This is a genomic window from Streptococcus sp. 2020WUSS089 (genome assembly GCF_044427405.1).
GTDB classification, from domain to species: domain Bacteria; phylum Bacillota; class Bacilli; order Lactobacillales; family Streptococcaceae; genus Streptococcus; species Streptococcus hashimotonensis.
The window spans coordinates 59,464-81,740 of the sequence record NZ_JAOTGD010000005.1; the positions used below are offsets into that span (position 1 = coordinate 59,464).

Annotated in this window: 22 protein-coding genes and 1 other RNA gene; 21 read left to right on the plus strand and 2 right to left on the minus strand. The window is 43.2% G+C overall.

The features are described 5' to 3' along the window. Positions 1 to 63 precede the first annotated feature (63 nt). The 19 genes from ulaG to ODU46_RS05925 all read left to right on the plus strand — a co-directional run bounded on the left by ulaG (position 64) and on the right by ODU46_RS05925 (position 17,884). Entirely contained in the window at positions 64 to 1,155 is a 1,092-nt protein-coding gene (gene ulaG / locus ODU46_RS05835; protein WP_002938500.1) for an L-ascorbate 6-phosphate lactonase, read from the plus strand. A gap of 211 nt (positions 1,156 to 1,366) precedes the next feature. Continuing rightward, a complete protein-coding gene (gene tkt, locus ODU46_RS05840; protein WP_205026814.1) occupies positions 1,367 to 3,337 on the plus strand; it encodes a transketolase in 1,971 nt (656 codons plus the stop codon). Between the two features lie 279 nt (positions 3,338 to 3,616). Next, complete coding sequence (gene tadA, locus ODU46_RS05845; RefSeq protein ID WP_029170954.1) at positions 3,617 to 4,144, plus strand: tRNA adenosine(34) deaminase TadA; 528 nt, start codon at positions 3,617 to 3,619, stop codon at positions 4,142 to 4,144. Positions 4,145 to 4,180: 36 nt separating this feature from the next. After that, positions 4,181 to 4,270, plus strand: an RNA gene (ffs, locus tag ODU46_RS05850) — signal recognition particle sRNA small type. A gap of 136 nt (positions 4,271 to 4,406) precedes the next feature. After that, the gene (locus ODU46_RS05855; protein ID WP_238143062.1) at positions 4,407 to 4,955 is read left to right on the plus strand and encodes a hypothetical protein; all 549 of its coding nucleotides are present in this window, start codon (positions 4,407 to 4,409) and stop codon (positions 4,953 to 4,955) included. Positions 4,956 to 4,995: 40 nt separating this feature from the next. Continuing rightward, entirely contained in the window at positions 4,996 to 6,417 is a 1,422-nt protein-coding gene (locus ODU46_RS05860; RefSeq protein ID WP_105119793.1) for a glycosyltransferase, read from the plus strand. Between the two features lie 103 nt (positions 6,418 to 6,520). Then, positions 6,521 to 7,870 (plus strand): glucose-6-phosphate isomerase, encoded by a 1,350-nt coding sequence (locus ODU46_RS05865; protein ID WP_105143643.1) that lies wholly within the window; start codon positions 6,521 to 6,523, stop codon positions 7,868 to 7,870. Positions 7,871 to 8,105: 235 nt separating this feature from the next. Beyond that, positions 8,106 to 8,906, plus strand: coding sequence for an SDR family oxidoreductase (locus ODU46_RS05870; protein WP_105143644.1), 801 nt, complete (start codon positions 8,106 to 8,108; stop codon positions 8,904 to 8,906). A gap of 9 nt (positions 8,907 to 8,915) precedes the next feature. Continuing rightward, positions 8,916 to 10,745 carry an HTH domain-containing protein gene (locus ODU46_RS05875; RefSeq protein WP_105143645.1) on the plus strand — a complete coding sequence of 610 codons (1,830 nt, stop codon included), beginning with the start codon at positions 8,916 to 8,918 and terminating at the stop codon, positions 10,743 to 10,745. A gap of 22 nt (positions 10,746 to 10,767) precedes the next feature. Next, positions 10,768 to 11,244: a transcriptional regulator GutM gene (locus ODU46_RS05880; RefSeq protein WP_099871531.1), complete on the plus strand. Its 477-nt coding sequence runs from the start codon at positions 10,768 to 10,770 to the stop codon at positions 11,242 to 11,244. Positions 11,245 to 11,262: 18 nt separating this feature from the next. After that, entirely contained in the window at positions 11,263 to 11,802 is a 540-nt protein-coding gene (locus tag ODU46_RS05885; protein ID WP_099871533.1) for a PTS glucitol/sorbitol transporter subunit IIC, read from the plus strand. An 18-nt stretch (positions 11,803 to 11,820) separates the two neighbouring features. After that, the gene (locus ODU46_RS05890; RefSeq protein ID WP_105143646.1) at positions 11,821 to 12,807 is read left to right on the plus strand and encodes a PTS glucitol/sorbitol transporter subunit IIB; all 987 of its coding nucleotides are present in this window, start codon (positions 11,821 to 11,823) and stop codon (positions 12,805 to 12,807) included. Between the two features lie 32 nt (positions 12,808 to 12,839). Next, positions 12,840 to 13,205 (plus strand): PTS glucitol/sorbitol transporter subunit IIA, encoded by a 366-nt coding sequence (locus ODU46_RS05895; protein WP_044775969.1) that lies wholly within the window; start codon positions 12,840 to 12,842, stop codon positions 13,203 to 13,205. A 120-nt stretch (positions 13,206 to 13,325) separates the two neighbouring features. Next, positions 13,326 to 14,066 carry a metallophosphoesterase gene (locus ODU46_RS05900; protein WP_114866935.1) on the plus strand — a complete coding sequence of 247 codons (741 nt, stop codon included), beginning with the start codon at positions 13,326 to 13,328 and terminating at the stop codon, positions 14,064 to 14,066. A 104-nt stretch (positions 14,067 to 14,170) separates the two neighbouring features. Next, a complete protein-coding gene (locus tag ODU46_RS05905) occupies positions 14,171 to 14,695 on the plus strand; it encodes a hypothetical protein (RefSeq protein ID WP_024384189.1) in 525 nt (174 codons plus the stop codon). Positions 14,696 to 14,803: 108 nt separating this feature from the next. Next, positions 14,804 to 15,502 carry a 2,3,4,5-tetrahydropyridine-2,6-dicarboxylate N-acetyltransferase gene (gene dapD / locus ODU46_RS05910; RefSeq protein ID WP_024376132.1) on the plus strand — a complete coding sequence of 233 codons (699 nt, stop codon included), beginning with the start codon at positions 14,804 to 14,806 and terminating at the stop codon, positions 15,500 to 15,502. A gap of 9 nt (positions 15,503 to 15,511) precedes the next feature. Further along, entirely contained in the window at positions 15,512 to 16,639 is a 1,128-nt protein-coding gene (locus ODU46_RS05915; protein WP_114866934.1) for an N-acetyldiaminopimelate deacetylase, read from the plus strand. A gap of 41 nt (positions 16,640 to 16,680) precedes the next feature. Next, a complete protein-coding gene (locus tag ODU46_RS05920; RefSeq protein WP_114866933.1) occupies positions 16,681 to 17,223 on the plus strand; it encodes a 5-formyltetrahydrofolate cyclo-ligase in 543 nt (180 codons plus the stop codon). After that, positions 17,207 to 17,884, plus strand: a complete 678-nt coding sequence (locus tag ODU46_RS05925) for a rhomboid family intramembrane serine protease (protein ID WP_114866932.1) — start codon at positions 17,207 to 17,209, stop codon at positions 17,882 to 17,884. Before ODU46_RS05920 ends, ODU46_RS05925 begins: the two co-directional genes overlap by 17 nt. 21 nt (positions 17,885 to 17,905) lie before the next feature. On the opposite strand, the gene galU is transcribed toward ODU46_RS05925, so the two are convergent. Both galU and ODU46_RS05935 read right to left on the minus strand, forming a co-directional pair. After that, complete coding sequence (gene galU / locus ODU46_RS05930) at positions 17,906 to 18,805, minus strand: UTP--glucose-1-phosphate uridylyltransferase GalU (RefSeq protein ID WP_004298345.1); 900 nt, start codon at positions 18,803 to 18,805, stop codon at positions 17,906 to 17,908. Between the two features lie 45 nt (positions 18,806 to 18,850). Beyond that, positions 18,851 to 19,867, minus strand: a complete 1,017-nt coding sequence (locus ODU46_RS05935; RefSeq protein ID WP_014638751.1) for an NAD(P)H-dependent glycerol-3-phosphate dehydrogenase — start codon at positions 19,865 to 19,867, stop codon at positions 18,851 to 18,853. 221 nt (positions 19,868 to 20,088) lie between these two features. Here ODU46_RS05935 and ODU46_RS05940 point away from each other — a divergent pair, with 221 nt between their 5' ends. Together ODU46_RS05940 and ODU46_RS05945 are read left to right on the plus strand one after the other, a co-directional pair. Beyond that, positions 20,089 to 20,538 (plus strand): MarR family winged helix-turn-helix transcriptional regulator, encoded by a 450-nt coding sequence (locus ODU46_RS05940; protein WP_024399878.1) that lies wholly within the window; start codon positions 20,089 to 20,091, stop codon positions 20,536 to 20,538. Next, complete coding sequence (locus ODU46_RS05945) at positions 20,531 to 22,240, plus strand: ABC transporter ATP-binding protein (RefSeq protein ID WP_336375423.1); 1,710 nt, start codon at positions 20,531 to 20,533, stop codon at positions 22,238 to 22,240. The genes ODU46_RS05940 and ODU46_RS05945 overlap by 8 nt, the downstream gene beginning before the upstream one ends. Positions 22,241 to 22,277 lie beyond the last annotated feature (37 nt).

Genomic DNA, 22,277 nt, shown 5'->3' on the forward strand with positions numbered 1-22,277 from the left:
TTTTTGTTGCCTTTGGAGCATATACTAGAAGCATAGAAACGTACCTTATAGGAGGAATGGAAAATGGCTAAAGTTCAAGATATTACAAGAGAATCCTGGATTCTTTCAACCTTCCCAGAATGGGGAACTTGGCTCAATGAAGAAATTGAAGAAGAAGTAGTGCCAGAAGGCAACTTTGCTATGTGGTGGCTTGGAAACTGCGGTGTCTGGATTAAAACACCAGGTGGTGCGAACGTGGTCATGGACCTTTGGTCATCGCGCGGCAAGTCAACTAAAAAAGTGAAAGATATGGTTTGGGGACACCAAATGGCTAACATGGCAGGTGTTCGCAAATTGCAACCAAACTTGCGTGTGCAGCCGATGGTTATCGATCCATTCGCCATCAATGAATTGGACTACTACTTGGTATCGCATGTCCACAGTGACCACATGGACATCAGCACAGCTGCTGCCATCATCAACAATCCTAAATTGGACCACGTCAAATTTGTCGGTCCAGTTGAAAGTGGCGACATCTGGGAAAAATGGGGCGTTCCAGCAGACCGCATTATTCGTATCGCACCAGGTGACAGCTTTGAGTTCAAAGACATCAAGGTCCACGCTGTAGAATCCTTCGACCGTACTTGCTTGGTGACCTTGCCAATCGAAGGTTATGACGAAAATGGTGGTAAATTAGCAGGACTTCCTGTGACAGATGAACTCATGGCTCGCAAGGCAGTCAACTATGTCTTTGAAACACCTGGCGGAACCATCTACCACGGTGCAGACTCCCACTTCTCAAACTACTTTGCAAAACACGGTCGCGACTTCAACATCGACGTTGCTATCAACAACTACGGTGACAACCCAATCGGTATCCAAGACAAGATGACCTCAATCGACCTTCTCCGTATGGCAGAAAACTTGCGTGCTAAGGTAATCATCCCTGTTCACTATGACATCTGGTCTAACTTCATGGCGTCAACAGATGAAATCTTGCAGCTCTGGAAAATGCGTAAGGAACGCTTGCAATATGATTTCCATCCATTCATCTGGGAAGTTGGTGGCAAGTATACTTATCCGATGGACAAGGACCGTATTGAATATCACCACCCACGTGGCTTTGATGATTGCTTCTTAGAAGACTCAAATATTCAATTTAAGGCTTTGTTATAAGATTGAGAACTCTCTTGCTCCATAGAGACGAGGAGAGGTACTATAAACTCTGATAAAGTATGAAATGTGCAAATTACTACTGTTCACTCCAAGGGCGGGACGAAAGTCCTGCCTCTTTTCTACGGACAATTTATTTCTCGCTTCATTTCAAACAGACATAGAAAACGCTTTATGGTATAATAAATTCATGACTTTAAAAAAGGAGAAAAACATGTCAAATCTTTCAGTCAATGCGATTCGTTTCCTTGGTATTGATGCCATCGAAAAATCAAAATCAGGTCACCCAGGTGTCGTCATGGGTGCGGCTCCAATGGCCTACAGCCTTTTTACTAAAGAACTTCGTATCAACCCAGCTCAGCCAAACTGGGTGAACCGTGACCGCTTTATCTTATCAGCAGGTCATGGGTCAATGCTCCTCTACGGACTTCTTCATTTGTCAGGATTTGAAGATGTCACTATGGATGAAATCAAGAACTTCCGTCAATGGGGTTCAAAAACACCAGGTCACCCAGAATTTGGTCACACAGCAGGTGTAGATGCAACAACAGGTCCTCTTGGACAAGGTATCTCAACTGCAACAGGTTTTGCCCAAGCAGAGCGTTTCCTTGCAGCTAAGTACAACCGTGATGGTTTCCCAATCTTTGATCACTATACCTACGTAATCTGTGGTGATGGCGACTTGATGGAAGGTGTTTCTGCAGAAGCGGCTTCTTACGCAGGTCTTCAAAAATTAGAAAAACTCATCGTTCTTTACGATTCAAATGACATCAACTTGGATGGCGAAACAAAAGACTCCTTCACAGAAGATGTACGTGCCCGTTACAATGCTTATGGCTGGCATACAGACCTCGTAACAGACGGTACAGATGTAGATGCCATCTTTGCTGCTATTGAAAAGGCAAAAGCAGCTGGTAAGCCATCTCTTATCGAAATCAAGACTGTTATCGGTCATGGTTCACCAAACAAACAAGGTACAAATGCCGTTCACGGTGCTCCACTTGGTCCAGAAGAAACAGAAGCAACTCGTAAGGCGCTTGATTGGAACTATGGTCCATTTGAAATTCCAGCTGAAGTCTATGCGGACTTTAAAGCTAATGTAGCTGATCGCGGTGCAGCAGCCTACGATGCTTGGGTGAAATTAGTTGAAGACTACAAAGTAGCTCATCCAGAATTAGCAGCTGAAGTAACAGCTATCTTGGAAGGTCGTGACGTAGTTGAAATCAAGCCAGAAGACTTCCCAGTTTACGAAAATGGTTTCTCACAAGCAACTCGTAACTCATCACAAGATGCCCTCAACGCAGCGGCTAAAGTTTTGCCAACCTTCCTTGGAGGTTCAGCTGACTTGGCTCACTCAAACATGACCTATATCAAGGAAGATGGTTTGCAAGATTCAGTAAATCCACTCAACCGCAATATCCAGTTTGGTGTGCGTGAATTTGCTATGGGTACTATCTTGAACGGTATGGCAGCTCACGGTGGACTTCGTGTTTACGGTGGTACCTTCTTCGTCTTCTCAGACTATGTGAAAGCAGCAGTTCGTTTGTCAGCTCTTCAAGGTCTTCCTGTGACTTATGTCTTCACACACGATTCTATCGCAGTCGGTGAAGATGGTCCAACTCACGAGCCGATCGAGCACTTGGCAGGACTTCGTGCTATGCCAAACCTCAATGTCTTCCGTCCAGCAGATGCGCGTGAAACACAGGCAGCTTGGTACTTGTCATTGACCAGCAAGTCTACACCATCAGCCCTTGTTCTCACTCGTCAAAACTTGACAGTTGAAGAAGGAACAGACTTTGACAAGGTTGCAAAAGGTGCCTATGTGGTTTACGAAGCAGAAGGCTTTGATACTATCCTTCTAGCATCTGGTTCAGAGGTTAACTTGGCTGTTAAAGCTGCCAAAGAACTAGAAGCAGCAGGCACTAAGGTTCGTGTGGTTTCTGTGCCATCAACTGAACTCTTCGATGCCCAAGACGCTGCCTACAAGGAAGAAATCCTTCCAAATGCCATCCGTCGTCGCTTGGCAATTGAAATGGGTGCAACTCAAGGTTGGTACAAGTATGTCGGCCTTGACGGTAAAGTTCTCGGTATCGACACATTCGGTGCCTCAGCTCCAGCCCAAACAGTTATTGACAACTACGGCTTCACAGTAGAAAATGTTGTGAAATTAGTTGGCGAATTGTAATAGAAAATGTCAGAGACAGCCTTTCGATGCTGTTTTTGACATTTTTTTTAAAAATTTTCTTGACAATATCGACAATGTAATATATTAATATATGCAAAAATAAATATTGCTCCCCCTACCTTCTCGACTGAGGAGGTATTTTTATATTTTTAAGGTGATAGAAGGGCAGCATTTTGAAAGAAATGTGTGACAAGGAAGAAGTAGTGTTAGATTAATTTTGATAGTAGAGAATAAAGAAGTGATTTTGAACTGTTATCAGGGCTGTGCTATAATAGACTTATGAACTATACACATGAAGAAAAAGAATATTTTATGACTCAAGCATTGCAGGAAGCTAGAAAGTCGCTAGAAAAGGATGAAATTCCAATTGGTTGTGTGATTGTCAAGGATGGCCAGATTATTGGCAGAGGGCATAATGCACGTGAGGAACTCAATCAGGCAATCATGCACGCTGAGGTTATGGCAATCCAAGAGGCTAACAATGTTGAGGGGAATTGGCGCTTGCTCGATTCGACCCTTTTTGTGACGATTGAACCTTGTGTGATGTGTAGCGGAGCTATTGGCCTAGCACGCATTCCGCAGGTCATCTATGGAGCAACCAACAAAAAGTTTGGAGCTGCAGGGAGTCTCTATGACATTCTGACAGATGAGCGGCTCAACCATCGTGTCAAGGTAGAAACAGGTATTTTAGAAGCGGAATGTGCCAATATCATGCAAGATTTTTTCAGACAACGCAGAGAAAGTCAGAAGGCTGCTAAGCTTATCATGAAAGCCCAAGAGGACCATGCAGACAATCCATCTTGTTAGGTCCCCACTTGCACTCTGGCCAAATTGTGTTATAATAATAAACGGAGCAACATTCGTGCGTGAAGCGGGTCAGGGGAGGAATCCAGCAGCCCTAAGCGAGGTCGAGTGTGTGCTCTTTTTGCGTATAATCTAAAACTCCTTTGAAATCAAGCTTTCAGAGGTTTTCTTTGTCTTATTTTTAGAAATAGGGGCAAGATAGGGGCGGCTTAAGAAAACTTTTTGGATGCTCTGCTATTCTACTGAGGAATAAGGAGGAAAGCCTATGTTTTTATTTGCCTTTCCAGGTATGGGAAAAACGACACTTGCTAAGAAATATACAGATGTTGTGGACTTAGAAATGTCCGACATTAAGTACGATAATAGCAGTGTTCGTCATTTAACGAAAGAGGAGCGAAAATCCACCAAACGTCCACTGAAGGATAGACGCTATAAAACAATCTATGTCAATAAGGCCTACACTCTTCATAGACAAGGAAAGACAGTCCTAGTAGCGCTGAATTTTCTGATGAGAATGTTGCTGGCCATGTCTATACGCGGTGGTGTACCATTTCATATCTATATTCCCCACCCTTCTCTCAAAGAAGAATACCGCCAACGTTACATTTCAAGAGGCAACAACGACCGGTTCATCTTTGAAGTCATGTTCATTTGGTATCCTGCCCTCATTCCGCTTTACCTACTATCGAAGATTTTCCCGAAATGGATTACAGTAACCCAGTCGGGAGAGAATTTGGAGGATTATCGCTTGAAGAGTCTCTCTATTAGAAAAGACTGTTACCATAAAGGACTTGTTAAAGGAATGGTATTATAGTAAAATGAGGTGGAGATTAAATAGAAATTAGGAATCCTTTATGAAAGTAGCCTTCTGTGTAACTGATTCACACATTGACTATGTTATTACCACTATTGAAGCCATTTGTACTTATCATTCCACGGTAAAAGTAGCCATTCTTTCATCTGATTTATCAGATGTATCTAGGAAAAAGTTAAATCGTCTTCCAATCGAAGAACTAAGACTTTATACTGAGCTAGATAGAGGCAAGGTTGAGAAACTTCCAATGACAATGCACCATATCACATTGGAAACTTATTTTAGGTACTTTTTACCAGAATTACTATCTGACTGGGATAAGGTACTCTATTTGGATAGTGACTTACTAATTGCGGGAGATCTGACAGAATTTTGGGAAACAGATCTTTCAGATGCCTACTTAGCTGGGGTATCAGAATTGGATATTATTCGACATTATGCGGCCTACAAGAAGAGTATTGGCTTTGAATTAGATGAACTTTATGTGAATGCAGGTGTCTTATTGATGAACCTAGAAGCAATGAGACGAGATAATATCACAAATCTACTTTTCGCAGAAACAGAGCGTTTGACGGGACAGATTCAGTTTCAGGACCAAGATGTTATAAATATTGCTCTGAAGGGTAAAATCGTAGAGGTACCATTACGATATAACTATACTGCTGAGGCTATGCGACAAAATCGTTTACCGATTGAAGAAGTAGCAATATTCCATTACAATTCTGCTCATATTAAGCCTTGGATAAAATGGGATAAAAATTGGGAATCTCCTGTAGGTGAGATTATTTCTCTTTGGAGAAATAATTATAAGGAAGTAATGAAAGCGTACGGTGGTGTCAGTGTCATTGTAGCTTTTCGGAACCAAGAGGAAACATTAGGTCACACCCTATCAGCTCTTGTTAACCAGGCTTTTCATAATATAGAAATTATATTAGTTGATGCAAACTCCGATGATCAATCTTCGACAATTTGTCAAACTTTTTCTCAGCGAGACAGTCGTATTCAGTATCACTACCAGGCTGCCACATCATTAAACCAAGCTAGAGAGAGGGGATTACGGGCAGCAAGTAGACCATATATTCTTTTTGTTGAAGAGGGTGATTTTGTTTTTGATGAAGGTATTGCCGTTCTATATAAATTAGCAGAGTCAACCGAGTCGGATGTGTTAGTAGGTGCATTTGCTAGATTTAGAAGTGGTCGTTTTCAATTCCTCCCCTATCCTCCATATAGATTAGCACGTAAGTCACTCTCCACAATTGCGAATGAAATGCAGGCATCGAATGCACGCCATCTATTTTATACAAAGGTCTGGGGAAATCTCTATCGAAGAAATATACTGATGGGACTTCGTTTTACTGGGGATGACCAGCAACAAGAAACATTTGTCTGGGGAGCTCTTCAGCGAGCTCAGAATATTTATGTTTTAAACCAACAAGTCTATGTTTGTCGAGTAAAGGAATAAGCTGTCATAAAACATTTCATGAAAATAAATGAAAATTGATAAATTTCTTGAAAAAAATATGATAAAGCGTTATCATATTAGGGTACATAAATGGAGGAATAACATGACACATATTACATTCGATTATTCAAAAGTCTTGGGACAATTCGTTGCTCCACAAGAAATTGATTTTTTACAAAGCCAGGTCACAGCTCTCGATGCTGATTTACGCAAGGGAACTGGTGCAGGAGCTGAAATGCTCGGTTGGCTTGATTTGCCAGAAAACTATGACAAGGAAGAATTTGCCCGTATCAAGCAAGCTGCGGCCAAAATTCAAGCAGACAGCGATGTCTTGGTGGTCATCGGTATCGGTGGTTCCTACCTTGGTGCTAAAGCTGCTATTGACTTCTTGAACACATCATTTGTGAACTTGCAGACCAAGGAAGAACGCAAGGCTCCACAAATCTTGTACGCTGGAAACTCAATCTCATCTAGCTACTTGGCAGACTTGGTTGACTATGTGGCAGACAAGGAATTTTCTGTCAATGTGATTTCTAAATCAGGTACAACAACGGAGCCAGCCATTGCCTTCCGCGTCTTCAAGGAATTGCTTGTTAAGAAATATGGCCAAGAAGAAGCCAACAAACGTATCTATGCGACGACTGATAAGGCACGTGGTGCAGTAAAAGTGGAAGCTGATGCAAACGGTTGGGAAACCTTTGTTGTCCCAGATGATGTGGGTGGACGTTTCTCAGTCTTGACAGCCGTTGGTCTTTTGCCAATCGCCGTAGCAGGTGCAGACATCACTGCTTTGATGAACGGTGCCAATGCAGCTCGTAAGGACTACTCCTCTGACAAGATTGCTGAAAATGCTGCCTACCAGTATGCTGTTGTTCGTAACATCCTTTACAGAAAAGGCTACGTAACAGAAATTTTGGCCAACTATGAGCCATCACTTCAATACTTCAGCGAATGGTGGAAACAGTTGGCAGGTGAGTCTGAAGGCAAGGACCAAAAAGGCATTTACCCAACATCTGCTAACTTCTCAACGGACTTGCACTCACTTGGTCAATTTATCCAAGAAGGCTACCGCAACCTCTTTGAAACAGTTATCCGTGTTGACAAGCCACGCAAAAATATCTTGATTCCAGAAATGGCAGAAGATTTGGACGGACTTGGCTACCTTCAAGGTAAGGACGTTGACTTTGTCAACAAGAAGGCGACAGACGGTGTTCTCCTTGCCCACACGGACGGTGGCGTGCCAAATATGTTTGTCACTCTTCCGCAACAAGACGAGTTCACACTTGGCTATACCATCTACTTCTTTGAGTTGGCCATTGCCTTGTCAGGCTACCTCAACGGTGTCAATCCATTTGACCAACCAGGTGTAGAAGCCTACAAGAAAAATATGTTTGCCCTACTCGGCAAACCAGGATTTGAAGAACTGGGTGCAGAATTGAACGCACGTTTGTAAGCAGTAGCAGAAATAGCTATATAGAGACAGTCCTTCGGGGCTGTTTTTCGTTTGCCTCGAAATCATAATGGTAGCATTTTTCAGAAACTATTTAGTAAGGGCTAAATTTTTACTATACTAGAAGTGGAAGAACTTCTAGACACTATTTTTTATCGGTCTGGAAAATCCTGTCCTTAACTTTGAAGCGTTTTCAGTTTATACTGTAGGTGTTAGAAAACAAAGGGAGGACATGATAATGTCAGATTGGTTGAATATTCATGACAAGGTGTATGTTGTTACGGGTGGAAGTTCAGGTATCGGCCTAGCAATTGTAGAAGGATTGTTGGAACAGGGTGCCAAGGTCGCCAACTTGGATATCCGAGATTCAGACTTGACCCACGAGCGACTGCTCTTTATAGAAACAAACGTAGCCAGTCATCAGGCTGTAAAAGAGGCAGTTGCAAGAGTTGTGGAACATTTTGGAACCATTGATGGTCTGGTCAATAATGCGGGAATCAATATTCCAAGCTTGTTGGTCGATACGAAAGAAGAAGCTAGTCAGTATGAACTTGACGAAGCTAAATTTGATAAGATGGTAGGCATCAATTTCAAAGGTTTGTTCTTTGTATCCCAAGAAGTTGCTCGCGTTTTGGCCACCAAGGGTTCAGGCGTTATCATTAACATGGCTTCAGAAGCAGGTTTAGAGGGTAGCGAGGGACAAAGTGTCTATGCGGCTACCAAAGGAGCGGTTTATTCACTGACTCGGTCTTGGTCTAAGGAATTGGCCAAGCACGGTATTCGCGTGGTAGGAATTGCACCGGGAATCATGGAAGCAACTGGACTTCGCACTCTAGCTTACGAAGAAGCATTAGCCTATACACGTGGAAAAACAGTTGAAGAATTGCGTGCAGGGTATGGAAATACCAGCACTATTCCACTGGGACGTAGCGGTCGTTTGAGTGAGGTGGCGGACTTGGTCTGCTACTACCTGTCAGACAGGGCCAGCTACATTACCGGTGTGACCACCAACGTGGCAGGCGGAAAAACTAGAGGTTAGGAAAGAGAAATGAGTTTAGAGCTAAACAAAAAAGCCTTCTTGTATTACTTGTCATCTCATGCCAGTGTCAGTTACGATAGCTTGGAAGAGAGATTGAATCTATCTAGACATTCCTTGAAGTTATTGATAGAGGGGCTTTTGTATAGCTACGACCATATCTTTTCCATTCAAGAACAAGGTGGAAAATTAAGCCTACACATTTTTGACGAGGAAGCCTTCAAGATTTTGGTGACAGAGGATTTGCTACTGTCAACAGACTTGAATTCCTTTCATAAGCGGCAGGCAATTTTCTTCCAAACCTTATTAGAAACGGATGATTTTATTTCAGCCGATGTGATTGCAGAAGAGCTGGGAATCAGTAGGCGGAGCCTTAGTCGCGATATCAATCGGATGAAGGAAGTCTTGTTGACCTACCAGCTTGATTTGGAGTCCAAGTCGGGTGTGGGGATAAAACTTGTCGGGACAGAGTTGAACAAACGCTTGCTCTATCTCTATGAAGTCATGGATTATTTGGAGCACGAGTTGGAATTGCCCCACGAGTTGCTGGCGACCTATGCAGACTTTATGGACAACCACCGCTTTCCCCTAGATGTGGAGCGGACCTTCTTGTCTACTCTGAAATTGACCATTCTTCGAAAAGAGAAGGCAGTCGGAGAAGAAGGCTTGTCATGGTTTACCAGCCAAGACAAGCTGGACCTGCCGTCTATCTTCTATGATATTCTGGCCTACTTCTTAGGAAGAGAAATTAGCAGAGCAGAAAAAGCCTTTCTAACCTTTCCTATGCAGATTGGCTTATTGGCTTCAGAGATTGGACGACCAGATATTCTGGCAATGGCCGAAGAAGTCTTGGGATTAACAGTTCAAGAATTCGGAATTAGCTTGGACATTGAAGAAAGTGCTCTTATTCTGCAACGTCACTTGGTCTATATGCTCAATCGCAGTGTGATGAAGTGGCAGTTTACGGAGATTAGCCTGCGTGAACAACTGATTCAAAGTTCCTTCTCCAAGGTGGTTTCTCAATTTTTTGTAGAGCGTGTCATGGAACGGACAGGTTTGAGCATATCAGACAAGGAAGTGGTCCTATTGGCCGCCTGGATGGAATTGTTGCTGGCCCGTAAAAGCAAGCCCTTGATTGCCAAGGTGGCTGTCATCACCCAGTCGGGTCAGTCCTTCAGCTACTTGGTGGACAATCAGATTCGCCAGATTTTCAACAGTGAAGTGCAGTTGGATTTCTTGGACCTTGCCAATCATCCGCCGTATGAGGAGCTAAATCGGACCTATGACCTCATCTTTACAGATAATCTCTTGTATAGCCAGGAACTCTTCCAGCCCTTCTTATCCTTGTCTTTGGTTACGAAGGAAAACCAAGCAGAGCGGGAAGCCTTGGAACGTACAGTGCTAGGTCGTAAGATTCAGATGCACTGTCAGGTGGAACTGGCTCGATTTGATGAAGGCAAGAGTTATGAGGACAACAGGCAAGCCTTGCTGGAACAATTAGTCGCCAAACAGGTTATTGGACAGGAAGTGGCAGATAAGCTGCAGGAAAAAGAAGCAGCTCACCCCGCCATTTCTGAAAATGGCTATGCTTATCCACATTTGACAGATGCTAGTCTGGAGCAGATTATACTGGTGGTGCCTGTTCAGGATAGTTTGCACTTATCCAGTCAGACAGGCCTTGCGGTCCATGATTTTGTCCTGATTTTTGTTCCGTCAGAATTGGATGATTTTAATCAAGATTTACTATTTAATATTTTTGACAATACCTTCCGCATGGGCAAACGGTCGCATATCAAAGGGCGATTAGGAATTGACCAGCGGTCAGATATGCTGACCTTGTAAGGTAGAGGAATAGGAGGAAAAAATGGATTCTATTTATATATTGGGGGCGGTCGTGATTGTTGCCTATATCTTGCAAATCATCTTCGGCCTGAAACAATTGAAACATTTTAATACAACCTATTCTGAATTGCGAAAAAAAGGTCGTGTGGCTATCGGACGTCGATCAGGAAAAATCAAGGCTGGTACCATTGTCATGTTTGCAGTGGATAGGAAGGGCATGATACTTGATGCTAAACGAATGCAGGGAGTGACAGTTGTAGCACGATTTAAGTCTATGCCGAGCTACATTGGTCAAGATATCCATTATCTAGATACTTATAACCCAGTCGTTAGAAAGGAGAATAAGCTGTTACAAATTGCGATTGAAGATGCGAGGGAACTCTTTCTTAGAATTGAGGCAGGAAATTATAAAGATGTTCCCAAATTTGCACCAGTGTTGAATGTGGGCAACCAATTGAAACTCTTGTCCACTCGTCTTAAATTACAGTTCAAAAAATAAAAAACAAAGGAGTTTATTATGGACTATATTGTAAAATTTGCCGAAGGCTTTATGAATCTTTTCAAGCTAGGCGGAGAAACTTTTATTAGCTGGATGACTGGTATCGTCCCTGTTGTTCTCATGCTCTTGGTGGCTATGAATACCTTGATTGCCCTCTTGGGTGAAGAAAAGGTCAATAAGCTGGCACAGGCTTCTGCTAAAAACCCAGTCAGTCGTTACATGATTTTGCCGTTCGTATCTGCCTTTATCTTGGGCAACCCGATGTCTATCAGTATGGGACGTTTCTTGCCAGAATATTATAAGCCAGGATTTGTTGCAGCACAGATGCAATTCTGTCATACATCAAATGGTGTCTTCCCCCACATCAACCCAGGTGAATTGTTCGTGTGGATGGGGATTGCTTCAGGTGTTCAGGCTCTTGGTTTGAATACCATGGACTTGGCGATTCGTTATCTCTTGGTTGGTTTGGTGATGAACTTTGTAGGTGGTTGGGTCACAGACTTTACAACAGCTTACGTTTCCAAACAACAAGGTATCACACTCAGCAAGACACTTTGATAGAAAGAGGATATTCCTATGGCATACAAAAGCATAAAAGTTGTAAAAGGTAGCGGTGGTTTTGGTGGTCCTCTGGTCATCACTCCGACAGATGAAAAACATAAATTTATATATATCACTGGTGGCGGTGAAAAGCCAGCTATTGTCGATAAAATCGCAGAATTAACAGGTATGGAAGCGGTCAATGGTTTCAAGACCTCTATTCCAGATGAAGAAATTGCACTTGCAATCGTTGACTGTGGCGGTACCCTGCGTTGTGGTATTTATCCTAAAAAAGGGATTCCAACCATCAATGTGATTCCAACAGGTAAGAGTGGTCCATTGGCTCAGTACATCACAGAGGACATCTACGTTTCAAACGTTGGTGTGGAACAGATTACATTGGCAGATGGAACAGATGCAGCAGCAGTAAGTGTGGCGACTGAGAAGAAGCCGACCTATGATACCAGCAAAAAAATCACTGAGCAACGTGCAGAGTCTAGCTTGATTGCTCGGATTGGTATGGGAGCTGGTAAGGTGGTTGCAACCTTTAACCAAGCAGCACGAGATGCAATTCAAACAATGCTACATACTATTTTGCCATTCATGGCCTTTGTATCTCTCTTGATTGGGATTATTCAAGGTTCTGGCGTAGGGAACTGGTTGGCCAAGTTAATGGTTCCGCTAGCAGGAAATATTTGGGGCTTGATTTTGATTGGTTTCATTTGCTCGCTTCCATTTTTATCTCCGCTCCTGGGGCCAGGTGCTGTTATTAGCCAAATTATTGGAACCTTGATTGGTGTGGAAATTGGCAAGGGCAACATTCCGCCACAAATGGCTCTCCCAGCCCTCTTTGCCATCAATACGCAAAATGGTTGTGACTTTATACCGGTAGCTCTTGGTTTATCAGAAGCAGAATCTGAAACAGTTGAAGTGGGTGTTCCAGCGGTACTCTACTCACGTTTCTTGAACGGTGTCCCACGTGTCATCGTTGCTTGGTTGGCCAGCTTTGGACTTTATAGTTAGATAAAAAATAGTGAATAGGATAGGATAAAAGGATGACAAAAATTTTTGAAGCAAGGATTGTAAGTGTCGGGGAACAAGCCCCAGAAATGATTAGAGAAGCAAATATGTTAATTTTATTTGGCATTGAGGCTCCTGCAGATTTAGCAGAATATTGCTACAAGATTAGTAACAAGGATTTGTCTGGTCCTATCCAGGTTGGTGGGCGATTGGTCATAGACGGTGTGGATTACCCAATTACAGCTGTCGGATCTGTTGTAGAACAAAATCTTCTAGCATTGGGGCATATCACCATTGCTTTTGATGGTTCCTCAGAAGGATCTCTGCCAGGGACACTTCATGTAGCGGTGGACAAGATGCCAGATTTACACGCAAATAGTATCGTTCAGTTGTTTGCATAACTGTGGCCACCATTTCTCTTGTTTACTAGTTGGTATCTCATCGACACTAGCTAATAAACAAGGGATTTTTATTTATCCAATTTCTTATGGTACAATAGTTCCATAGAAATAGGAGACTGTATGAAAAGAGAGTTTTTTGTAGTAGGAGATGTTCATGGTAAATTTGAACTCCTACTCGATATGTTAAAGAAATGGAATGAAGAGCGGCAACAGCTGATTTTTCTTGGGGATTTGATTGACCGTGGAGAAAATTCAAAGGCTTGCCTAGAGTTGGTTTGGCAATTAGTCCGAGAAAAAGGTGCGATCTGTCTGACTGGGAATCATGAACGAATGTTTTTGGCTTGGCTGCGTGACCCCTTGGATCGCTACGACCACTATCGGAGAAACGGTGGAGATACGACCATCAATTCCTTACTGGGGCGTCCCTTGGATGCACCGGTAGATGGCCTGGTGGATGCCAATACAGTGATGGAACAATATGAGGACCTGATTGATTTTGTCAAATCTTGCCCCTATCATATGGAGACTGAGCGCTATATCTTTGTCCATGCAGGAGTTGATTTGACCTTACCAGATTGGCGTGAAACCAATAATCATGATAAGGTTTGGTTACGCACCCCTTTCCATGAGGCTGAAAATACCACAGGAAAAATAATTGTTTTTGGACATACACCTGTGTATAACCTCTTTCAAACTCAACTTCGCATTAGTCAAATCTGGACCAGTCCAGATGGGAAAATGGGAATTGACGGAGGAGCTGTTTACGGCGGAGTTCTCCATGGGATTGTACTGGATGATGCGGGTCTGGTACAGGATTACATCGTCGGATCTGTCAATCCGAGAAAAGAAATTGAAGATTAGATGATGATTGAAAATTAGGAGGTCAAACTTCTAATTTTTTTTTATTTTTATACTTGACAACGCATATATATAATGGTAGTGTAAACAATTTCTTGGAGGTTTATATGAAAAAACTTACTTTCCTAACTTTGACTGCACTGTCAGTGTTTGCACTTGCTGCGTGTTCTACTACTGAACCAAGTAAAAAAGAAGCTACGGATACTTCTGTCAGTGTTGCGCAGTCTAGTTCTGAACAAGCAACTAGTACAAGCTACAAGGTAGGAGATACAATTGTATTTAAAGATGTAGCAGAAATTACAATTACGAATATTGCATGGACTGACGAACGAAATGAAGTGAGCGATATTGTTGCGAATAAAGTGCTTTTGGTAACCTATAATGTCACTAACTTGACTGATAAAGATTATGTTGTCGGTGAAGATATGGATTTGTATGTAAACAATAAAGTGACTGAAGGCTACCCAGTTGGAACAATACTCGAAACAATCGCACCAGGTAGAAGTATAGAAGGCGCAACAACCGCCTTTGCAGTAAACGAAGAGGGAACTTCTGAGTTAGAGGTTAAACCAGGGTTCCAGTTTAGTACAGATATAAAACCAGCAATTGTAAAATTTGATTTACCACAATAACTTTTAGGAGGCTAACTTAGCCTCTTTTTCATTTTTTTGCATTTCTTCCCAAATTTTCAGAAAATTTTGATATAATAGAAAAAATATTATTTTTAGATTGGAATCATTATGACTGCACAAAAAATGACTGCACAAGAAATCATTGCCTTTATTGGTAATGCTGTGAAGAAGACAACTGTTAAAGTGACTTTTGAAGGTGAATTGGCTGGGCCTGTTCCTGCTGAGGTAACAAAGCTTGGTAATGTCCTCTTCGGTGACTGGAAAGACGTCGAGCCACTTTTGGCAAACTTGACTGAAAATGTAGACTACGTGGTTGAGCAAGACGGTCGCAATTCGGCTGTGCCTTTGCTGGACAAACGTAATATCAATGCCCGTATCGAGCCAGGTGCCATTATCCGAGATCAAGTGACCATTGGCGATAATGCCGTTATCATGATGGGTGCTGTGATCAATATCGGTGCGGAAATCGGCCCAGGTACTATGATTGACATGGGTGCTATCCTAGGTGGTCGTGCGACGGTTGGTAAAAACAGCCACATCGGTGCAGGTGCGGTTCTTGCAGGTGTTATCGAGCCAGCTTCGGCTGAGCCAGTGCGTGTTGGCGATAATGTTTTGGTCGGTGCCAATGCCGTTGTCATCGAGGGCGTGCAAATTGGCAGTGGCTCTGTTGTCGCAGCGGGTGCTATTGTGACCCAAGATGTCCCTGAAAATGTAGTGGTGGCAGGAGTGCCAGCTCGCATCATCAAGGAAATCGACGCTCAAACCCAACAAAAAACAGCCTTGGAAGAGGCTTTGCGGACACTCTAAGAGGTAGCTATGCTAGATTTAATCGCGACACGCCGGTCCCTCCACCAGATTCCAGAGCTGGGCATGGAGGAGTTCAAGACCCACGCCTTTCTTATGGAAACTATTGAGAACTTGCTGGAAGATTGCTCTTTTGCCCAAGTCCGTACATGGAAGACAGGTATCCTGGTCTATCTGACAGGTTCTGCACCTGAAAAGACCATTGGCTGGCGGGCAGATATTGACGGCCTGCCTATCGTGGAGGAGACGGGCCTGGACTTCAAGTCCCTCCACCCAGACCGGATGCACGCTTGCGGACATGATTTCCACATGACCATTGCCCTGGGGCTTTTGGAGAAAATGGCAGAGCAGCAACCGAGAAATAATCTTCTCTTCTTGTTTCAGCCTGCGGAGGAAAATCTAGCAGGTGGTATGCTTATGTATGAAGCGGGGGCTTTCGGGGATTGGTTGCCAGATGAATTTTATGGGCTCCATGTCCGACCTGACCTCAAAGTCGGTCAAATGGCCACCAACCGTGCGACCCTCTTTGCTGGGACCTGTGAAGTCAAGATACGGTTTACAGGAAAGGGTGGTCACGCAGCATTTCCCCATACCGCCAATGACGCTTTGGTTGCGGCCAGCTACTTTGTGACCCAGGTTCAGTCAGTGGTGAGTCGAAATGTCGACCCAATCGAGGGAGCTGTGGTGACCTTCGGCTCCATGCACGCGGGCACGACCAATAATGTCATTGCTGAAACAGCCTTTCTGCACGGGACCATTCGGGCCTTGACTCAGAATATGAGCCTCTTGGTGCAAAAACGGGTGCGAGAAGTGGCAGAAGGAATCGCCCTGTCCTTTGGAGTGGACTTGGAGATCGAGCTCAATCCAAGCGGTTATCTGCCTGTGGAGAACAATCCCCAGCTGGCTGACGAGCTCATGACTTACTTTGATGGTGTTGACGGAGTGGAGATGATTGATTGTCCACCTGCCATGACGGGAGAGGACTTCGGCTACCTGCTTAACAAGGTTCCGGGTGTTATGTTCTGGTTGGGTGTGGATACGCCTTATCCCCTTCACAATCCACGTCTCAGTCCCAAAGAGGAAGTGCTTCCCTTTGCTGTGGATAAGTTGAGCAATTTTTTGAAAACGAAAGTAAATTAGACTGGAATTTCCAGTCTTTTTCTGAAAGAAAAGGAGTTCCTGTGGATAAAAAAGAAATTCGGCAAGAGGTCTTGCAGAGTTTGAAAGACCTGACTAGTAGCCAGCGAGCAAGATGGAGTCAGCAGCTAACGGAGCGCCTCCTTGCTTCTGAGGCCTATCAAGGCACAAAGTCGCTTGGGACCTACCTTTCCATGCCCCATGAGTTTGACACTTCTTACCTGATTGAGCAGGCTCAAAAGGATGGCAAGCAGATTTTCATCCCTAAGGCCTATTCACAAGGTCGTATGGATTTTGTAGAATATAATCCTGATGATTTGGTGAAATCTAGGTTTGGAGTTTGGGAACCTGGTACTTATTCACAACCTGTGGATAAGTCTGTGGTTAAGTTGATCCATGTTCCTGGTTTAGCTTGGAATCAAGCGGGTTTCCGAGTGGGTTATGGAGGCGGTTTTTATGATCGCTACCTAGCAGATTATCAGGGGGGGACGGTATCGACCTTGGCAGACTTTCAAGTCTATGATTTTGAACTAGATGTATTTGATATTCCAGTAAAGGAGTTGTTGATTTTTGAAGAACTTTTTTGATAAGCGCTATCCTGTGACCAATGCCTTGTTGGCAGTCACGGCTCTTGTTTTTCTTTTGATACAAATATTTCGATTTGGGCAGACCACTACAGCCTATACGATTTTTGAATTCGGTGGTATGTACGGTCAAGTGGTGCGTTATGATCCAACTCAGTTGTGGCGCTTGATTTCCCCTATCTTTGTCCACATTGGTTGGGAACATTTTATCTTTAACAGCATTACCTTGCTTGGTTTGGGTTATCAATTAGAAGGACTTTTTGGGTCCCGGAGGTTCTTTCTTCTCTATCTATTATCTGGTATTATGGGCAATCTTTTTGTTCTCTTCTTTACACCAGATGTAGTTGGTGCAGGTGCATCGACCTCTCTGTTTGGTCTTTTTGCAGCTATGGCGCTGTTGAGGAAATTTAGTCGTAGCCCTTATCTACAGGTTCTCGGTCAACGTTATATGGTCCTTTTGGGATTGAACTTGGTCTTGGGACTTTTTAATCCAACCATTAGCATGGCAGGACATATTGGAGGAGCTATTGGAGGATGCTTGGTCGTGATTTTCCTCCCACCTCTTGTGGAAAAGGATCTCTTTACAGGAAAACAGATTTTTTACAGTTTCATTGGATATTTGGGCTTGATTGTTTTTCTACTAGGGATATTCTATTTGATATAAGAAAAAAACTAGCGTCATTTGCTAGTTTTTCTTTGTATCTAATTTTTTACCAAGATCGATTAAGTATTGTTTCAAATCATCTTTTACTTGAGGGTGTTGGAGGGCGTAGTCGATAGAAGTTTTCATGAAACCGAACTTATCCCCAACATCGTAACGGTTGCCTTTGAATTCACGAGCGAAAACACGTTGCGTTTTGTTCAGAGTATCAATGGCATCTGTCAATTGAATCTCGTTCCCGGCACCTGGTTTTTGGTTTTCTAAAATCTCAAAGATTTCAGGAGTGAGTAAGTAGCGTCCGATAATAGCAAGGTCAGAAGGAGCGTCTTCTGGTTTTGGTTTTTCCACAAAGGTTTCCACACTATAGAGACCGTTGACACCTTCACCTTGTGGAGCGATAACACCGTATGCAGAAACTTCTTCATGAGGAACAGGCATAACAGCAATGGTTGAAGCATGTGTTTTTTCATAGTCGTTCATGAGTTGCTTGGTCAATGGGACAGCTTTTGTATCTGTGATGTCCATCAAGTCATCGCCGAGCATGACAACAAAAGGCTCGTTCCCGACAAATGCTTTAGCTTGAAGAACGGCATCACCAAGTCCACGTGGATGGCTTTGACGAATGAAGTGTAGTCGAATGCCTGTTGTCTCATCAACCAGTTTCAACAAGTCATTTTTGCCTTTTTCTTTGAGGTTGTATTCCAATTCAAAGTTTGAATCAAAGTGATCTTCGATAGAACGTTTTGACTTACCAGTGACCACCAAAATATCTTCAATACCCGAACGGAGGGCTTCTTCAACGATAAATTGGATGGTTGGTTTGTCAACGATTGGCAACATTTCTTTGGCAAGTGCCTTAGTAGCAGGCAAGAAACGTGTTCCCAAACCTGCAGCTGGGATAACAGCTTTTCTAACTTTTTTCATAAGTATGTAATCCTTTATAATTTATTTTTTTGTGTTTAATAAGAATCAATGCCATTCATTTTCATGGCGGAATTCACCCGTCATGATTTCTTTGATGGCATCTTCAATACCCGCACCTTGGTAGATGACCTTGTAGATGGCTTGGGTAATAGGCATGTAAACATCTAATTCTTGAGCCAACTCATAGGCTGCCTTAGTTGTTGAAATACCTTCAATCACCATTCCCATGTTGCGTTCTACATCTTCGAGTTTTTCACCGCGACCGAGCTGATCTCCAGCTCTCCAGTTGCGGGAGTGGACAGATGTACCGGTAACAATCAAATCACCAACACCAGAAAGACCGCTGTAAGTCAGAGGATTTGCGCCCATAGCAACGCCTAGACGTGTAATTTCTGTCAAACCGCGAGCGATAATAGCTGCCTTGGCATTATCACCATAACCAAGTCCGTGTAAAGCGCCAGCGCCGACAGCAATAATATTTTTAAGGGCACCTGCTGTTTCTACACCGATGACATCATTATTTGTATAAAGTCGGAAGTAGTGGTTGCTGAAAAGATTTTGGACGTAGCTGGCTGTTTCCAAGTCTTTTGAAGCTGCAGAAATCAAGGTCAAATCACGGACGATAGTCTCTTCTGCATGACTTGGCCCTGAAACCACGACGATTTCAGAACGGAGTTCAGCAGGAATTTCTTCCTCAAGTACCTCAGACAAGCGCTTGTGACTATCAGGCTCTAAGCCTTTTGAAGCGTGCATGACAACTACCTTGTGTTTGAGAGCTTGTGCGACTTGCTTGGCAACGAGACGTGTTACCTTGGTTGGTACAACGAAAAGAACAGCGTCAACACCGTCCAAGGCTTCAGTCAAATCCTTATAGCCCTTGATGTTTTCATCTAGGATAACATCCTTGAAATAGCGCTTATTTGTATGTTCTTTATTGATTTCGTCGATTTGTTCGGGGACATTGCCCCAAATACGGACAGTATGACCGTTGTCGTTGAGAACTTGTCCTAGGGCGGTGCCCCATGAACCGGGTCCCAAGATGGCAATGGTTTGTTTGGTCATAAAAAATCCTTTCTAGTTGGTGTAATTTAGATATATTATACCATAATTGATACATAAAATCTTATATAAGTTATACAGTATATATATTATAGTTTTTGAGTAAGTAATGGTGCTGAAATAACAAAATATTTTCAGAAAAGAGCAAACGGAATAATTGACAATAGTTCCTAAGAGAACTATAATAGTTCTCATGGTAATTATTTTCGTAGAAAGGAGCTATTATGGGACATACTATTGCAGATTTTCGGAATCTATTAAATCAGATTGAACAAATCAGTGAAACCATTGCAAAGGAATATGATGTGGAGCACCTAGCTGGACCACAGGGATGGGCCCTGCGTTTCATAGCAGAACGGTCTGAAGTTGAAACCTTTGTTAAAGACATTGAAGCGGAGTTGAAGATTTCCAAATCCGTTGCCAGCAATCTAGTTAAGCGAATGGAGAAAAATGACTTTATTCGGGTTTTACCTTCTCAGTTTGACAGACGCTATAAGCAGTTGGTCTTGACAGAGAAAGGTCGGAGCAAGATTTGTCACCTAAAATCCTTCCATGAGGAGATGCACCATTCTCTCTTTCGAGGTATTCAAAAGGAAGAATTTGATTTGATCAGACAGGTGGTCGATCAATTAAAAGAAAATATTAGAAATTATAAGGAGAAAAAACATGTTTAAAGAAGCCATTTTACGTTACAAATGGTATGCCTTGGCATCGGTCTTGTTGACGTCTATTGTCGTAGCAACGACCTTGATGCAACCTAGTTATTTACAGGATGTATTGACTGCTGTCTTGGCCAATGATAAGGAAGAAATTGTTCGTGTCGGTAAGTTCCTCTTGCTGATTGCGGGAATCGGTCTCTTGGCTGGTCTGACCAATACAATCATGGCAGCTAAGATTTCTCAGGGAGTGTCTGCGGATATTCGTGAGAAGACCTTTCGGAAAATTCAGAGCTTTTCTTATGCCAATGTAGAGGAATTTAATGCAGGGAATTTGGTGGTTCGTATGACCAACGACGTCAACCAAATTCAGAACCTTGTCATGATGCTCTTTACGATCTTGATGCGGGTACCTCTGCTCTTTGTTGGTGCCTTTATCATGGCAGTGCGCACTTTGCCAGAACTTTGGTGGATTATCGTACTCATGGTCATCATCATCATGGGAATCATGGCAGTCGTGATGGGCTTGATGGGACCGCGCTTTGGTAAATTCCAGTCCCTGATGGACAGGATGAATAGCATTGCAAAGGAAAATCTCCGTGGGATTCGTGTGGTTAAGTCCTTTGTACAGGAGAAGAATCAATACGCTAAATTTAAAGAAGTATCCAATGAGCTTTTGGATCTCAACCTCTTTATTGGTTATGGTTTTTCTATCTTGCAACCTTTGATGATGTTTATCTCCTATATGGCGATTTTTGTGTCGCTTTATCTCGTTTCTGGGATGTTAGACACTAATCTCGAAGCAGTTGGGGGCTTTACTTCCTTTATGAGTTACCTCATGCAAATCATGTTTGCCATTATCATGACTAGCTTTATGGGGATGCAGGCTTCACGTGCTGCTATTTCCATTAAACGTTTGAGTGAGGTTTTAGATACAGAGCCAGCGATGACCTTTAAAGATGGTGCAAAAGAGGACTTGGATGGTCGGATTGTCTTTGACAATGTTAGCTTCACCTATCCGCATGACACCGAGCCGACCTTGAAAAATATCTCCTTTGAGATTGAGTCTGGTCAGATGGTCGGTGTGGTCGGTGCGACGGGTGCGGGTAAATCAACACTAGCTCAGCTCATTCCGCGTTTGTTTGATCCACAGGAAGGGACTGTGTCAATTGGCGGTCGTGATTTGAAAGACATCAGTCAGGAAACCTTGAGAGATACAGTGTCTATCGTTTTGCAAAAAGCTATTCTCTTCTCAGGGACCATTGCAGACAACCTGCGTCAAGGTGCACCTGGTGCAGATTTGGAACGTTTGGAGCGGGCCGCAGGTATTGCCCAAGCCAAAGAATTTATCGACCGCTTGGATGATACCTATGAGAGCCAAGTAGAAGAACGTGGAAATAACTTCTCAGGTGGTCAGAAACAGCGGATGTCCATTGCGCGTGGGGTGATTAGTGATCCTAAAGTCTTGGTGCTAGATGATTCGACCTCAGCCCTGGATGCCAAGTCTGAGAAGCTGGTCCAAGAGGCCCTCAACCATGATTTGAAGGGGACAACGACGGTCATCGTTGCTCAGAAGATTTCTTCTGTTGTCAAAGCTGATAAGATCTTGGTTCTTGATGAAGGTCGCTTGATTGGTCAGGGAACACACGCAGAATTGGTAGCGACAAATGACGTCTACCGAGAAATTTACGAAACACAGAAAGGGAAGGAGGAAAACTAAGCAAGTGCAGTCTATATAGTACGATTGTATTTGAACT